Genomic DNA, 13970 nt, shown 5'->3' on the forward strand with positions numbered 1-13970 from the left:
CCCCGGGGAGCCCCGCATGCCCGCCTCGTCCGACCTGCCCCTCACCGACCGGATCCGAAGAGCGGCGGGCGAGACGACGGGCGGGCTGCCCCGGCAGTTCTGGTGGCTCTGGACCTCGACCCTGATCAACAAGCTCGGCGGGTTCGTGGTCCCGTTCCTGTCGCTCTATCTGACCACCAGCCGGGGCTATCCGCCCTCGTACGCGGGCCTGGTCGCGGCGCTCTTCGGCCTGGGTTCGTCGATCTCGGCGGTGGGCGCCGGCGTGCTGACCGACCGGATCGGGCGCCGCCCCACACTGGTCGCCGCCCAGTTGGGCACCGCCCTGTTCACGGCGGTGCTCGGCTTCACGGACGGTCAGGTGGCCATCGCCGTGGTCGTCTTCCTGGTCGGCCTCTGCAACAACGCGACCCGGCCGGCCACCTCGGCGATCATCGCGGACATCGTGCCCCCCGAGGACCGGGTCCGCGCCTACTCGCTGAACTACTGGGCGATCAACATCGGCTTCGGCCTCTCGGCGGCGGCCGCCGGCCTGATCGCCACCCACGGCTACCTCACTCTCTTCCTGCTGGACGCGCTCTCCACCCTGATCTGCGCGGTGGTGATCTTCATCCGGATCCCGGAGACCAGGCCGGCCGAGCCGGTCGGCCGACCGGACGAACCGAGGATCGGCCTCGGCACGGTGTTCCGGGACACCCGCTTCATGACGGTGGTGGCGCTCAACCTGCTGCTCGCCCTGGTCGCCCAGCAGGGCAGCACCACGCTCGCCGTGGACATGGGCCTGGCGGGCATCACCTCCGTCCAGTACGGCCTGGTGATCGGGCTCAACGGTCTGCTGATCGTGCTGCTGCAGATCCCGCTCACCCGGTGGATGGAGGGCCGCGACCGGACGGCCCTGCTGGTCGCCAGCGCGCTGTTCATCGGCTGGGGCTTCGGGCTGACCGCGCTCGCCGGGTCGTCCGCGTGGTTCTACGCGTTCACCGTCGCGGTGTGGACGATCGGCGAGATCCTGAACGCGCCGACCATGATGGGCCTGATCGCGGAGTTGTCACCGACCCACGCCCGAGGCCGCTACCAGGGCGTCTATTCGCTTTCCTGGTCGCTCGCCTCGTTCCTGGGCCCGGCGGTCGGCGGTGTGCTGCTGGAGTGGGTCGGCAGCACGGCGGTGTGGGGCTCCTGCGCGGTCTGCGGCACGGTGGCGGCGGCCGGGTACGCGGTGCTGGGCCGGCGGCCCGGAGCGGCGACGGCCGCCGCCGTCCCGGGCCGCCGGAACGGCACGACGGCGGTCGGCGGCCCCGCCGACACCGGGCCCGAGCCGGCATCGGCGCCGGCGCCGGCGTCGGCGCCGGCCTCCGCGGGCTCCTGAGCGGCGGCCGGGCCGATCGTTACTCGGCCGCCGGGGCGGCGAGGTGGGCGAAGGCGGCCAGGTTTCGGGTGGACTCCCCGCGCTTGGTCCGCCACTCCCACTCGCGCCGGATGGCCGACGCGAAGCCCAGCTCCAGCAGTGTGTTGAAGGGCTCGTCGGCGTTCTCCAGCACCGTCCCGAGCAGCCGGTCGACGGTGTCCGCGGCCAACGCCTCCAGGGGCAGCCGGCCCGCCAGGTAGACGTCCCCGAGCTGGTCGATCGCGTAGGCGACGCCGTACAGCCGGGTGTTGCGTTCCAGCAGCCAGCGGTAGACGCCCTCGTGGTTCTCGTCCGGGCGGCGGATCACGAAGGCGTTCACCGAGAGGGTGTGGTCGCCGACCCGCAGGGCGCAGGTGGTGCTCAGCTTGCGGGTGCCCGGGAGGGTCGCGACCAGCGTGTACGGATCGGCGGTGGCCGGCTCCCAGGCCACCCCGGCGTCGTCCAGGGCGGTGCGCAGGAGGGTCAGGGCCTCGTCCTTGGTGCGGATAGCCATGAGGGTGACGTTACTCGGCGGTACCGGCCGCGCGCAGCAGCGACCGGCCCCGACCGGTGCCCGCGCTCAGGCCAGCCGCAGGCGGGAGCCGGTGAGCCGGCCCGCCGGCCTGGACAGGCTGCCCGCGTACACCTCGGCGGTGGCCGCCGCGGCGGTGTCCCAGCCGAAGCCGGCCGCGTGCCGGGCCGCCTCCTCGCCCCGCCGGGCGACCAGGCCCGGCTCGGTGGCGTACGGCTCCAGCGCGTGTGCCCAGGCCTGCGGGTCGTGGCCGTGGACCAGTGTGCCCGTCACGCCGTCCCGGACGGCGACCGGCAGACCGCCGACCGAGGCCGCCACCACCGGTGTGCCGCAGGCCTGCGCCTCCAGCGCGACCAGCCCGAAGGACTCGCTGTACGAGGGCATCACCAGCGCCGTCGCCGCGCGGTACCAGTCCGCCAGCTGACTCTGGCCGACCGGCGGGTGGAACCGGACCACGTCCCCGATGCCCAGCTGGGCGGCGAGCTTGTGCAGGCTCTCCGGCCTGGCCAGCCCGGTGCCGGACGGGCCGCCGACCACCGGCACCACCAGCCGCTCCCGCAGCCTGGGCCGCCGCTCCAGCAGCGCCGCGACCGCCCTCAGCAGCACGTCCGGCGCCTTCAGCGGCTGTATGCGGCCGGCGAAGAGCAGCACGGCGGAGTCCTGCGACAGGCCGAGCCGGGCCCGGGCGGCGCGGCCGTCCCCCGGGCGGAAGACGTCCAGGTTGACGCCCGGGTGGACGACGGCGAGCTGGTCCGGCCGGGCGGAGTAGTGCAGCGCCAGCTCGGCGGCCTCCTCGGTGGTGTTGGCGATCAGCCGGTCCGCGGCCTCCACCACCTGGGTCTCGCCGATCACCCGGGCGGCCGGCTCGGGGGTGTCCCCCTCGGCCAGCGCGGCGTTCTTGACCTTCGCCATGGTGTGCATGGTGTGCACCAGCGGCACGCCCCAGCGCTGGGCGGCCAGCCAGCCGACCTGGCCGGAGAGCCAGTAGTGCGAGTGCACCAGGTCGTAGTGGCCGGGGCGGTGGCCGGCCTCGGTACGGAGCACCCCGTGGGTGAAGGCGCAGAGCTGCGCCGGCAGGTCCTCCTTGAGCAGGCCCTCGTACGGCCCGGCGGTGACGTGCCGCACCAGCACGCCCGGGGCCAGCTCGACGGTGGGCGCGTCGTCCGAGCAGATCGACCGGGTGAACACCTCGACCTCGATGTTGAGGTCGGCGAGCCGCTTGGCCAGCTCCACGATGTAGACGTTCATCCCGCCCGCGTCGCCGGTGCCGGGCTGGTGCAGCGGCGAGGTGTGCACGCTGAGCATGGCTATCCGGCGGGGCCGGCGCTGGCGGCCGGTGACGAGCGACTGGAGCCGGCCGCGTACGGGCGGGGTCGGCTGGGCACGGCGTACCGAACGGACGGGGTGCTGGATCACCTGGCTGAAGCCTCCTCTGTGCTGCCCGGTCGCTGCAGCCTGCCTGCTGCCTGCTGTTCGGTCTGTGCGCTGCCGCCGGCGCCACACCGCCGCGTCGCGGGTGCGGCGCGGCGGCGTGCTGCCCCGTCCGGGCAGACATCGCCACCAGTGTGCCAACCACCAGGTCATCGATCGGCATTCCCGTCCCGGCACATGAGATGACGCACGCCCTGAGCGGGCGGGGCGGCCGGTGGTCGAGGCCCGGCCCGAGGCGGGCCGGGAGCGGGCGGGTCCGGAGGGCCGGCGGCCGGGCTCGGACGCGGAGGGCGGGTGGGCGCGCGCGTACCCTTCTGGGCATGGCCGCCTCCTTCGACTCCGTGACCGCGCCCGCCCGAGGGCGGGCGGGGCGGCCGGTGGGGACGGTCACCCGGGGCACCACCAACACCAACCGGCTGCGGCGGATGGACCGCTGGATCGCGCACACGCTGGGCCACGCGTTGCGGTCCGCCGACCGGCCGCCGGTGGCCGTCGACCTCGGATACGGCGCCGCGCCCTGGACGGCGGTCGAGCTGGCCGGACGGCTGCGCGCGGTACGGCCGGACGTCCGGGTGGTGGGGATCGAGATCGAGCCGGAGCGGGTCGCGGCGGCACTGCCGTACGCCCAGCCGCCGCTGCTGACCTTCCGGCGCGGCGGGTTCGAGGTGCCGCTGGACGGCGGCGCGCCCGCCCGGCTGATCAGGGCCGCCAATGTGCTGCGGCAGTACGACGAGGCGGCGGTGGCCGGGGTGTGGGAGCGGCTCTGCGCCCGGCTGGCGCCGGACGGGCTGCTGGTCGAGGGGACCTGCGACGAGATCGGGCGGCGGCACGTCTGGGTCGCGCTCGGCCCGGAGGGGCCCCGCACGGTGACCTTCGCGGCCCGGCTCGGCGGCCTCGGGCAACCGTCCGACCTGGCCGAACGGCTCCCGAAAGCACTGATCCACCACAATGTGCCGGGCCGGCCGGTGCACGCCTTCCTCACCGACTTCGACCGGGCCTGGGCGGCGGCCGCGCCGTACGGGGCGTTCGGCGCCCGGCAGCGCTGGGTGGCGGCGTGCACGGCGCTGTCGGGCAGCTGGCCGCTGGTGGACGCGCGCGGGCGATGGCGCCAGGGCGAGGTCACCGTGCCGTGGACGGCGCTCGCGCCGTAGCGGGCGTTGCCTCCAGCCGGCAGACGATGGCGGGCGGCGGGGCGGCACCGGCAGGAGCTGGTGAGCGATCCCAGGGATTCACTCGAACGAGTTATCGAATACCTCTGGCATGTTGACGCCTTGTCACGCCACCATGGAGGCATCCGATCGGCGCCACCACCGTCGCTCGGGCCCCACCCTGCTCAGTCGTTCCGCTCAAACCCGCGCAACTCGTCCGCCACCCGCAACGCCCGCTCGAACACCCCGTACGCCTCCCTTCCGAACAGCACGAACCGCACTTCCTCCAGCTCCACCGCTTCGCCCGTCCTGTCGCCGCGCACCACCTCGGCGACGGTGCCCACGGCGATCCGGGCCGCATCCTCCAGCGGCCACCCGTACACCCCGGCCGACACGGCCGGGAAGGCCACCGTGCCCGCGCCGAGTTCCACCGCCACCCGGATCGACTCGCGGTAGCAGGAGGCCAGTTGCTCCGCCCTCTTGTCGTACTCGTCCGCCCAGTAGACCGGCCCCACGGTGTGCACCACCCAGCGGGCCGGCAGCCGCCCCGCCGTCGTCCCCACCGCCTGCCCGGTGGGCAGCCCCTTGCCGTAATGCGAGGCTCGAAGCCGGCGGCACTCCTCCAGAATCTGCGGCCCGCCCTTGCGGTGGATCGCACCGTCCACCCCGCCACCGCCCAGCAGAGAGGAGTTGGCCGCATTCACCACCGCGTCCACCCGCTGTTCCGTGATGTCACCCTCGACCAGGGTGATCCGCGTCACCATCGTGCGCTCCTTCTCCGCCCGCCCGCGCGTCCCCGGTACGGGCCTCATCCGTCGTCCACGTCCATTCACCACACCGCCACCGGCGTGGCAATAGCCACAACGGTGCCGGTCGGCCAGAGAAATCCCCGGAGATCACGTTATGGTCGCGAGAAGTTCCCCGCCGCACCGTGCCAGGCGGGCACTGCGGACGGGCGCCGGCCGTTACGCACTCGGGGAAAGGGAGGATCGACCGATGCCCGCAACGGGAGACGGGCGGGCACCTGGTGCCGCTGACCTGACGGGCGCCCTCAACGGCGCTCTCTCCGGCCATGCCCGCAACCGCCCAGGCCCCGCCGAACGGTCCGTGGGCCCGGCCACGGCCACCGCGCCGATACCGCACCCCCGGTCGGACGCCGCGGCCGCCACCTCCCTCTGGCACTCCCCGGCCGGACGTTCCGCACCCTCCGCCGCCCCGCTCAAGCTGCTGGTGATCGAGGACGACGCCTCCGACGCCCAGTTGATCAGGGCGGCGGTGGCCGACAGCGGCACCTCCATCGAGATCCACTGGGCCCGCGGCCTGGACCAGGCCACCGAGCTGCTGGCCCCCGCCCCGCCGTGGAACCGGCGCGGCCGACCGCGCGGCTCCGACTTCAGCTGCGTCCTGCTCGACCTCGCCGCACCCGCCGACCTGCCGCACCCCTCGGACGCCTCCGACGGTCTGGAGGGCCTGCACGAGCTGCTCCGCCGAGCCCCGCACACCGCGGTCGTGGTGCTCACCGACGCCGCCGGGGCCGAACTGGGCGCCGCCGCCGTGGCCGCCGGAGCCCAGGACTTCCTGATCAAGCACGAGACGGACGGCCCCCTGCTGGCCCGGGCCCTGCGGTACGCGGTGGAGCGCAAACGCGCCGACGAGTCGCAGCGCCGACTGGTCGAGGCGGAGCTGCGCGGCCAGGAGAACGCCCGGCTCCAGCGCCATCTGCTGCCCACCCCGCTGCTGGACGGCGCCGGTCTCTCCTTCACCCGGCGCTACCGCCCGGGTCGCCGCCGCGCCCTGCTCGGCGGCGACTTCTACGATGCCGTCCGCACCGACGACGGCAGCGTCCACGTGGTGATCGGGGACGTCTGCGGGCACGGCCCCGACGAGGCCGCCCTCGGAGTGGCGCTCCGGATAGCGTGGCGCACCCTCGTCTTCGCCGGTCTCACCGGGGAGACGCTGCTGACCACCCTCCAGCACGTCCTGGAGCACGAACGACGCAGCGACGAGATCTTCGCGACGCTCTGCATGCTGGTCATCGAGCCCGGCGGTGCGTCCGGCGAGCTGGACTCGCTGGGTGCTGTCGAGCACGCCCGGCTCTACCTCGCCGGGCACCCCGCTCCGCTGCTGCTCGGCCATGACCACAAGCCCGAGATGCTTCCGTCCGACCTCGCCGGGCCCGCGCTCGGCCTGCTGCCGTGCGACGACGGCCAGGCCGTCTGGCCGTCGCACCGGTTCGAACTCCGTCGCGGCTGGCGGCTGCTGCTGTACACCGACGGGCTGATCGAGGGCCGGGTCGGAGCCGGCTCCCGCCGCCTCGGCCAGGACGGGCTGGCGGATCTGGTCGGCGACCACCAGTCCGCCGGGCTGACCAGGGGTCGGCTGGTGGACAGCGCGATCGCCGAGGTCGAGGAGCTGAACGGCGGCGCGTTGACGGACGACGTCGCCGTCCTGCTGCTGGAGCGCAACCCGGTCCAGCTGATCCTGGGCTGACGCGGCACCGGAGCAGCGGCGTCCGGCTGACCGTCCCGGTGACCGGAGCCCTGCGCACAAAGCCCCGGCGCTCGGGGTGGTCCCGCGCGCCGGGGCTCGCTGTTCGTCTGGGCCGACCGGTCTACCAGGGTCCGTACGGCCCCATGTTGCGCCGGTCGCCGCGCCCGCCGCCGCGGTTGGTCAGCTCCCGGATCGCCGGGCGCACGTCGACCATGTAGACGATCGCGGCGACCAGGCCGCCCAGGGTCAGGAAGCTGGTCAGGAAGTTCGCCCCGAACAGCAGATCGAGACCGAAGGCGATCCCCAGGATCGCCAACCAGAACGGCTTGGTCTTCTTGTCCGCCGCCCGGTAGGCGTCCTCCGGGCGGGCGGCCGCGTCGATCAGTGCGAAGAGCTTGAAGCCCAGAATCGCCACGGCCAGCCACCAGAACGGATTCAGGTAAGCCAAGTCCAGGATCTGACCCACTCCGCCCATCACGGTCTCCTCTGTGTCTCGGCTCCGGCGTCCCGGTCCCACCCATCCTGGCACGGTGAACCGTCCGCCGAGGTGTCAACGTCCCGGGGCCACCGGATGTGCCCCGGACCACTGCTCCGCGACCGGCCTTCGACCGGTCCGGGCCGGAGCGGCTACTCGGCCGCCCCGCTGCTCTTCCGGGCGCGGGGGCCCTTCTTCGGCCCGGACTCCTCGGCGGCCCCGGCCGGCGCACCGTCCTCGACCAGCTCTGCCTCGACCAGTTCGGCCTCGACCAGTCCGGCCTCGACCGGCTCCTGCTCGGTCTCCGCCCGCTCCGGCTGCTGGTCCCGCGCCGGCTCGGTGAGCGCGTCCGCGCCACCCGGACGGCCCCGGTCCACCACGCCCTTGCCGCGCTCGGCCAGCTCGTCGTACGTCTCCTTGGCCTTCACCGCCAGCTCGACCGCCCGGCCCACCTGCTGGAGGGCGAAGGTCTGTGCCTTCTCCTGGAGCACCTTGAGGTCGGTGGGCAGGGTGGTCACGGTACCCGCGACCTTCGCCTGCGCCTCGACCAGCCTGGCCTGCGCCTCCTGGAGCTTGACCGTGGCCTTCTCCTGCGTGCCCCTGCGGTCCGCGGCGATCGCCTCGACCTTCCCCGGGACCTCGCGCAGCTTCTCGTAGGCGAGGTCTCCCGCGCCGGCCAGGGCGTAGAGCGGGGTCGGGTCGCTCAGGGTCTTCTTGATCTCGTCAGTGATCGGCATGACCGGTCCTCCCGGTGTCTAGGTTGCTGGGCCGACGGTTTTCGGGCCATCGGTCGTGGGACCTGCGGTCCCGAGGCGATCGACCTTCGAACCGTCGGCCTGCGGGCCACCGGTTTCCGGGCCGTCGGAGACCGCGCCCTGATGAGCGGCGTTCTCCTTGAGGAAAGCGTCGTAGACCGCGAGCAGCGCCTGCTTCTGCCGCTCGTTGATCAGCGGATCGGCCAGGATCGAGGCCCGTAGCTCCAGGCCCTCGTCCCGCCGCTCCTCCAGAATCCCGGCCTGGACGTACAGCGTCTCCGCCGAGATCCGCAGCGCCTTCGCGATCTGCTGCAGGATCTCCGCGCTCGGCTTGCGCAACCCTCGCTCGATCTGGCTGAGGTAGGGGTTGGACACGCCGGCGGCCTCCGCCAACTGCCGCAACGAGTACTGCGCATTTCGCCGCTGCTCGCGGATGTACTCGCCCAACGAGCCGACATTCAGTGAGGCCATGCGACCACCCTGCCCCACCCTGCTTGCATGTGCAAGCAGGGTGCTAACAACAGCAAACGCGCCGGGCCGGCGCAGTTCGCCCAGTTGCGCACCACCGTCCCCGCCGACACGCTGGGCCCCGGAAGATCCGCTGGACAGGTCGCCGCAGGGCGCAGTGGCCCCCGGTGCTTCCGGTGGGGCCGGGCCGGGGAGGGCGGGACCGCGCCCGGCGGATCACCCGAGGTCGGGGACCCGGATCGGCATCAGGATGGAGAAGGTGCCGTCCCGGTCCGCCGAGCGGATGGCCAACGGGGCGATCGGACCGGTCAGTTCGAGGACGAGCTGCTCGGGTCGGCCGGCGGCCCGGAGCGCCTCCAGCAGGAAGTCGCGGTTGACGGCCACCCGAACCTCGCCGGGTGCGGCGGCGGTGTCGGCCGGGGCGACGGTGAGCCGTCCGTCCTGGCCGAGGGCGAGGACGGTGACCTCGCAGGCGGCCCCGTGCGGCCCGGAGGGCAGGGTCCGGGTGGCGCCGGACTCGACGGCGCCGCGCAGTTCGGCGGCGGGCAGGCCGACCCGGTGGACGGGGTCGAGGCGGATCAGCGACCGGTAGTCGGGGTAGTCGTGGTCCGGGGTGGCACCCTCGATGCGGTGCCCGCCAGTCTCGACCCGGACCAGGCCGCCGCCCAGGGTCAGCTCCGCCTCCTCGCCACCCGCGCCGAGCAGCGCGCGGATGCCGTCCACCAGGGCGGTCGGAACGATCGCGCCGGCCGGAAGACCCTCGGTCGCCGGCTCTTCGGCCGGGGACGCGCCCCGCACCGGGACCTCGGCGAGCGCCATCCGGTACCGGTCGGTGGCGACCAGGCGCAGCAGTGCACCGTCCAGGTCGAACAGCACGCCGGCCAGGACCGGCAGTTCGGGATCGCCGCCGACCGCGAAGCGGACCGCGTCCAGCGCGACGGCCAGCTCACCGGCCGGGACGGTGAAGCGGAGTTCGGTGGGTGTGGTGGTCACGGGGTTCTCCCTCTGGTCGATCAGCGCTCGGATCAGGGAGAGCTCGCGGCGGGCGTCGGCGAGGCCGTCCTCCAGCCTGCGCAGGTGCGTGTCCACCACCCGGTGGGCGGCGCCGGAGCCGGAATCGGCGCCGAGCACGGCCCGGATGCCGGCCAGCGGCAGACCGACCCGCCGCAGCCGGCAGAGCAGCCGGGCGTCGGCGAGCTGCCGGGGCCGGTACCAGCGATAGCCGGTCTGCGGGTCCACCCAGGCCGGGGTGAGCACGTCGGCGCCGTCGTAGAAGCGCAGGGTGCTGACGCTGAGACCGCTGTCGCGGGCCAGTGCGCCGATGCTGCGCAGGTCGCTCTCCATGCCGCCGACTCTGCCGTCTCGACCAGGTCGAGGGTCAACGCCGGCCGGGACCGGCCGTGGGATCCGCCGTAGGGAGCGGAGCGCGGGCCGCAGCGGTGGGTGGGCTGCCGGGGTCGCGCAGGGCCCGGATCCCGGTGATCCGGCCGCCGCCGTCCGCCTCGCCGAACCCGGACACCGCCACACCGCCACACCGCCACGCCGTCACGCCGTCACGCCGTCGACCGGGCGGGGGCCATCACGAGGACCGGACAGGGCCCCGGTCTGTGACATCGGGCGGCGGGGTCAGGCCCGGAAGGCGTCGTACGCCGGGGCGAGCAGGGTGGCGAGGTCCCGGCCGCGGACGGTGATCCCGGACGGGCCGAGGCGGCTCAGCGAGGGTTCGATCCGGTCCTCGACCGCCTCGGCGCGCAGGGTGAAGTCACCGCGCCAGTAGTCGGCGACGGTCATGGGCGCCGCCTGTCCCCGCTCCGGCTCACGCGTCGACTCGCGGTCCGGTCCGTGCTCCGGCTGGTGCCCGGACGGGTGCTGCCCGGTCATCGGTCCTCCTCCTCGGCCACCGCGTCACGGGAGAGCGCGACCAGTTCGCGCAGTGCGTCGGCGGGCAGCTCGGTGAGCCACTGCTCGCCCTCCCCCACCACCGCCTCGGCCAACGCCCGCTTGGCCGCCAGCAGTTCGTCGATCCGCTCCTCGACCGTTCCCACGCAGACCAGCCGGCGGACCTGGACGTCGCGGCGCTGGCCGATCCGGAACGCGCGGTCGGTGGCCTGTTCCTCGACCGCCGGGTTCCACCAGCGGTCGAGGTGGACCACCTGGTTGGCGGCGGTCAGGTTGAGGCCGGTGCCGCCGGCCCGCAGCGAGAGCAGGAACACCCTTGGCCCGTCCGGCGACTGGAAGCGCGCCACCATCTCCTCACGGCGCGCCCGGGAGACCCCGCCGTGCAGATAGAGCACCTCCTCGCCGAGCCGCCGGGTCAGATAGGGCTGGAGCATCGCGCCGAACTCCGCGTACTGGGTGAAGACCAGAACGCGGTCCCCTTCGGCCAGCGCCTCCGTCAGCAGCTCCGCGAGCCGGGCCACCTTGCCCGACCGCTCCCCCAGCGCCGAGCCGTCGTGCAGCAGTTGGGCCGGATGGTTGCAGACCTGCTTGAGCTTGCCGATGGACGCCAGGACGGTGCCGCGCCGCTGCACCCCCTTGATGCCCTGCACCCGCTGCAACAGGTCGGCCACCACCGCCTGGTAGAGGCCGGCCTGTTCGACGGTGAGGTTGCACCAGACGGTCATCTCCTGCTTGGCGGGCAGTTCGGCCGCCACCGCCGGGTCGGACTTGAGCCTGCGCAGGACGAACGGCCCGGTCCGGCGCTGGAGTTCGGCGGTGAGGTCCGGGTTGCGGTGCAGCTCGACCGGGATCGCGTAGCGCTCCTTGAAACGCTCGGCCGAGCCGAGCAGTCCGGGGTTGGCGAAGTCCAGCACGGCGTGCAGTTCCGCGAGGCGGTTCTCCACCGGGGTGCCGGTGAGGGCGATCCGGTGGACGGTGACGGGCAGCGAGCGAATCGCCCGGGACTGCGCGGTGCCGAGGTTCTTGATGTGCTGCGCCTCGTCCGCGACCACCCGCCGCCAGCGGATCGCCCGCAGCGCGGCGAGGTCGCGCTGGACCAGGCCGTAGGTGGTGATGACCAGGTCCACCCCGCTCACGGCGGCGGCCAGTTCGTCCTCGCCGAGCCGGCCCGAGCCGTGGTGGACGTGCAGTCGCAGTCCCGGTGCGAAGCGCTCGGTCTCGCGCTGCCAGTTGCCGACCAGGGACATCGGGCAGACCAGCAGGGTCGGGCCGGTGACGCCCCGGGCCCGCTCGGCGGCCAGCAGGGCGAGGGTCTGGACGGTCTTGCCGAGGCCCATGTCGTCGGCCAGGACGGCGCCGAGACCGAGGCCGGCCAGCCCGCTCAGCCAGGCCAGCCCCCGCTCCTGATAAGGGCGGAGGACGGCACGGAAGCCCGCGGGGAGGGCGGGCACGGGGGCCGGGACGGCGCGGCCGGCGAGCAGTTCGCCGAGCGGGCCGTCCACCCTGACGGCGGTGACCGGCAGACCGGCCACCATGGCATCGGGGTCGAGCGCCGTACGCAGGACGTGGCCGGCGGACATCACCCCGTCGCGCCGGTGGGCGAGGAAGGAGAGCGCGGCGGCGATCTGCGCGGGGTCGGCCTCGACCCACTTGCCACGCACCCGGACCAGGCCCTGCTTGGCGGCGGCGAGGTCGGCGAGCTCCGCCTCGCTGAGCGGGTCACCGCCGTCGCCGAGCGCCGCCTGCCAGCGGAAGGCGACCACCGCGTCCCGGTCCACCTGGCTGGCGACGGCGAGCGAACCGGGGGCCGGGACCGTGGTGACCTGCAGGGCGAGCCCGAGCCGGGGGCGGCGGCGCCACCAGGCGGGCAGCAGGACGCCGAAGCCGGCCTCGGCGAGCGCGGGCGCGGCGTCGCGCAGGAAGTCCAGCGCACCGGCCCGGCCGAGGGGGAGCGCGGCCGGACGGGCGCGGTGGCGCAGCCCGTCCAGTGCGGGCCAGCGGTGGGCGGCCCGGGCCAGTTCGGCGGCGAGCACCTCCGCCGGGTCGTCCGCCTTGCGGGCCAGCGCGGCCAGCGCGGCACCGCCCTCGTGCAGGTCGGCGGCCCGGACGAGCAGCGAGGGCTCGTCGACGGCCTGGAGCAGGAACTCGACCCGCCAGTGGTCGTCGGACGGCCGCCCTTCCGGGTCGTCCGGGTCAGGGCCGAGCGGTTCCACCAGCCGGAAGCAGAGGCGCAGTTCGGCTGAGGCGGGCTCGGCGGCGGCGTACCAGGCGGCGATCCGGCGCCGGAGTTCGGCGAACTCCGGCGGCTCGGCCAGGTCGGCCAGGTCGGCCGGGACCGGTCCGGCGCCGGGGACAGGACCGCCCTCCGGGGCGAGGCGCCCGTCCGGGGCCGCCAGGGCGGCGAGCCAGCGCTCAGCCGCCCCCGGGCGGGCGACACCGGCGGGCTTCAGCAGTGGGGGCTCGGCGGCGAGCACGGCGCGGGCCTCGGCGTCCACCAGGACGGCCAGAACGGCCTCCACCAGCGCCTCCCCGCTGCGCCCCGGCACATGGACGGGATCGGCGGGGGCGGCGGGAACAGCCCAAGCGGCGAGGGCTGCAGCGCCGGGGTCGGCGGGCCACTCGCCCCGGCAGACCGGCGGGCAGCCGGCCGCCAGCGCGGCGGCCTCCCGGCGTTCGGCCGGCCCCGGGTCCGGCCGCCAGCGGGCGGACGGCACGCCGCCCTCCAGGACGGCCACCGGCAGCACCCGGCCTCGCCCGACCACGCGCCAGGCGAGGTCGTGCACGGCGGTGAGCCAGCGCAGCGAGGGGCCGTAGGTGACCTCGACGGTCCCGGCACCGGGGAGTTCGGCGCCGGTCACGGCCCAGTGCGGGTCGAACACCTCCCCGAGCAGCTGGGCCGCCGCCGCCGCGTCGAACAGCAGGGCGGGCACCCGCCACGGCAGCAGGACCGCGCCGCCGCGCACGGGGGTGACCGGCAGGTCGGGCGAGGGGGCCGGCCGGCCGCCGACGGCGGGCAGCAGCAAGGTGGCCCACCGCTCGGGGGCCTGTCCGGCCAGCCAGCCAAGGCCGGGGCCGATCCCGCCGAGCAGGGCGGCCACCTCCGCGGCCGGGCAGGCGTACGGGTGGGCGCGCGGGGACGGCCGGTCGGCGGGCGCGTCACCCGCCGTCGCGGCGGGATAGGCCCGGGCATCCTCGGCCCAGAGCGCCAGCTGCCCGTCCGCCCGCCAGAGCGCGTGCAGCACGAACATGGGCGGGGCCCTCCCGGGGTCTGCGGAACCGACGTTCGAAGACTATCCGGCGGCCCTGCGCTCAATGCGGACAGGAACTGGCCTGGTTCGCCGACGCCTCGGCCCCCCGAAGCGGAAAGCGCCACCGACGAGAGGCCGGCCGG

General features: G+C 74.7%; 12 protein-coding genes. 3 read left to right on the forward strand and 9 right to left on the reverse strand.

Annotated elements, in window-relative coordinates; translation table 11 throughout:
* Positions 1–16 precede the first annotated feature (16 nt).
* Positions 17–1363, forward strand: coding sequence for an MDR family MFS transporter (locus ACIQIB_RS02450; RefSeq protein ID WP_400756273.1), 1347 nt, complete (start codon positions 17–19; stop codon positions 1361–1363).
* A 19-nt stretch (positions 1364–1382) separates the two neighbouring features.
* Here ACIQIB_RS02450 and ACIQIB_RS02455 read toward each other — a convergent pair whose 3' ends face one another.
* Together ACIQIB_RS02455 and mshA are read right to left on the reverse strand one after the other, a co-directional pair.
* On the reverse strand, positions 1383–1895 hold the full coding sequence (locus ACIQIB_RS02455; RefSeq protein ID WP_363612481.1) for a YbjN domain-containing protein: 513 nt from the start codon (positions 1893–1895) through the stop codon (positions 1383–1385).
* Positions 1896–1961: 66 nt separating this feature from the next.
* Entirely contained in the window at positions 1962–3326 is a 1365-nt protein-coding gene (mshA, locus tag ACIQIB_RS02460) for a D-inositol-3-phosphate glycosyltransferase (RefSeq protein ID WP_400659881.1), read from the reverse strand.
* Positions 3327–3664: 338 nt separating this feature from the next.
* On the opposite strand from mshA, the gene ACIQIB_RS02465 reads away from it, so the two are divergent.
* Positions 3665–4495 (forward strand): class I SAM-dependent methyltransferase, encoded by an 831-nt coding sequence (locus ACIQIB_RS02465; protein ID WP_400659868.1) that lies wholly within the window; start codon positions 3665–3667, stop codon positions 4493–4495.
* A gap of 182 nt (positions 4496–4677) precedes the next feature.
* Here ACIQIB_RS02465 and ACIQIB_RS02470 read toward each other — a convergent pair whose 3' ends face one another.
* On the reverse strand, positions 4678–5256 hold the full coding sequence (locus ACIQIB_RS02470; RefSeq protein ID WP_363612475.1) for an O-acetyl-ADP-ribose deacetylase: 579 nt from the start codon (positions 5254–5256) through the stop codon (positions 4678–4680).
* Between the two features lie 232 nt (positions 5257–5488).
* Between ACIQIB_RS02470 and ACIQIB_RS02475 the strand changes: the two genes are divergently transcribed.
* On the forward strand, positions 5489–6982 hold the full coding sequence (locus ACIQIB_RS02475) for a SpoIIE family protein phosphatase (protein WP_363612473.1): 1494 nt from the start codon (positions 5489–5491) through the stop codon (positions 6980–6982).
* Between the two features lie 121 nt (positions 6983–7103).
* Here the strand turns inward: ACIQIB_RS02475 and ACIQIB_RS02480 are convergent, their stop codons facing one another.
* The 6 genes from ACIQIB_RS02480 to ACIQIB_RS02505 all read right to left on the reverse strand — a co-directional run bounded on the left by ACIQIB_RS02480 (position 7104) and on the right by ACIQIB_RS02505 (position 13827).
* The gene (locus ACIQIB_RS02480; RefSeq protein ID WP_363612471.1) at positions 7104–7457 is read right to left on the reverse strand and encodes a DUF2516 family protein; all 354 of its coding nucleotides are present in this window, start codon (positions 7455–7457) and stop codon (positions 7104–7106) included.
* 152 nt (positions 7458–7609) lie between these two features.
* Positions 7610–8194 carry a hypothetical protein gene (locus tag ACIQIB_RS02485; protein ID WP_363612469.1) on the reverse strand — a complete coding sequence of 195 codons (585 nt, stop codon included), beginning with the start codon at positions 8192–8194 and terminating at the stop codon, positions 7610–7612.
* Between the two features lie 18 nt (positions 8195–8212).
* Complete coding sequence (locus tag ACIQIB_RS02490) at positions 8213–8683, reverse strand: helix-turn-helix domain-containing protein (RefSeq protein WP_400756274.1); 471 nt, start codon at positions 8681–8683, stop codon at positions 8213–8215.
* A 213-nt stretch (positions 8684–8896) separates the two neighbouring features.
* Positions 8897–10024: a MerR family transcriptional regulator gene (locus ACIQIB_RS02495; RefSeq protein WP_400756275.1), complete on the reverse strand. Its 1128-nt coding sequence runs from the start codon at positions 10022–10024 to the stop codon at positions 8897–8899.
* Between the two features lie 282 nt (positions 10025–10306).
* Positions 10307–10561, reverse strand: coding sequence for a hypothetical protein (locus ACIQIB_RS02500; protein WP_400659965.1), 255 nt, complete (start codon positions 10559–10561; stop codon positions 10307–10309).
* A complete protein-coding gene (locus ACIQIB_RS02505; protein WP_400756277.1) occupies positions 10558–13827 on the reverse strand; it encodes a DEAD/DEAH box helicase in 3270 nt (1089 codons plus the stop codon). Before ACIQIB_RS02505 ends, ACIQIB_RS02500 begins: the two co-directional genes overlap by 4 nt.
* Positions 13828–13970: the final 143 nt, after the last annotated feature.

It is taken from the genome of Kitasatospora sp. NPDC092286 (genome assembly GCF_044755565.1).
Classification (GTDB): domain Bacteria; phylum Actinomycetota; class Actinomycetes; order Streptomycetales; family Streptomycetaceae; genus Kitasatospora.

Bases quoted from the DNA above. Each gene is read 5' to 3' on its own strand.
- ACIQIB_RS02450 (WP_400756273.1), top strand. From the start codon at position 17: ATGCCCGCCTCGTCCGACCTGCCCCTCACCGACCGGATCCGAAGAGCG.
- ACIQIB_RS02455 (WP_363612481.1), bottom strand. From the start codon at position 1,895: ATGGCTATCCGCACCAAGGACGAGGCCCTGACCCTCCTGCGCACCGCC.
- ACIQIB_RS02465 (WP_400659868.1), top strand. From the start codon at position 3,665: ATGGCCGCCTCCTTCGACTCCGTGACCGCGCCCGCCCGAGGGCGGGCG.
- ACIQIB_RS02470 (WP_363612475.1), bottom strand. From the start codon at position 5,256: ATGGTGACGCGGATCACCCTGGTCGAGGGTGACATCACGGAACAGCGG.
- ACIQIB_RS02475 (WP_363612473.1), top strand. From the start codon at position 5,489: ATGCCCGCAACGGGAGACGGGCGGGCACCTGGTGCCGCTGACCTGACG.
- ACIQIB_RS02480 (WP_363612471.1), bottom strand. From the start codon at position 7,457: ATGGGCGGAGTGGGTCAGATCCTGGACTTGGCTTACCTGAATCCGTTC.
- ACIQIB_RS02485 (WP_363612469.1), bottom strand. From the start codon at position 8,194: ATGCCGATCACTGACGAGATCAAGAAGACCCTGAGCGACCCGACCCCG.
- ACIQIB_RS02490 (WP_400756274.1), bottom strand. From the start codon at position 8,683: ATGGCCTCACTGAATGTCGGCTCGTTGGGCGAGTACATCCGCGAGCAG.
- ACIQIB_RS02495 (WP_400756275.1), bottom strand. From the start codon at position 10,024: ATGGAGAGCGACCTGCGCAGCATCGGCGCACTGGCCCGCGACAGCGGT.
- ACIQIB_RS02500 (WP_400659965.1), bottom strand. From the start codon at position 10,561: ATGACCGGGCAGCACCCGTCCGGGCACCAGCCGGAGCACGGACCGGAC.
- ACIQIB_RS02505 (WP_400756277.1), bottom strand. From the start codon at position 13,827: ATGTTCGTGCTGCACGCGCTCTGGCGGGCGGACGGGCAGCTGGCGCTC.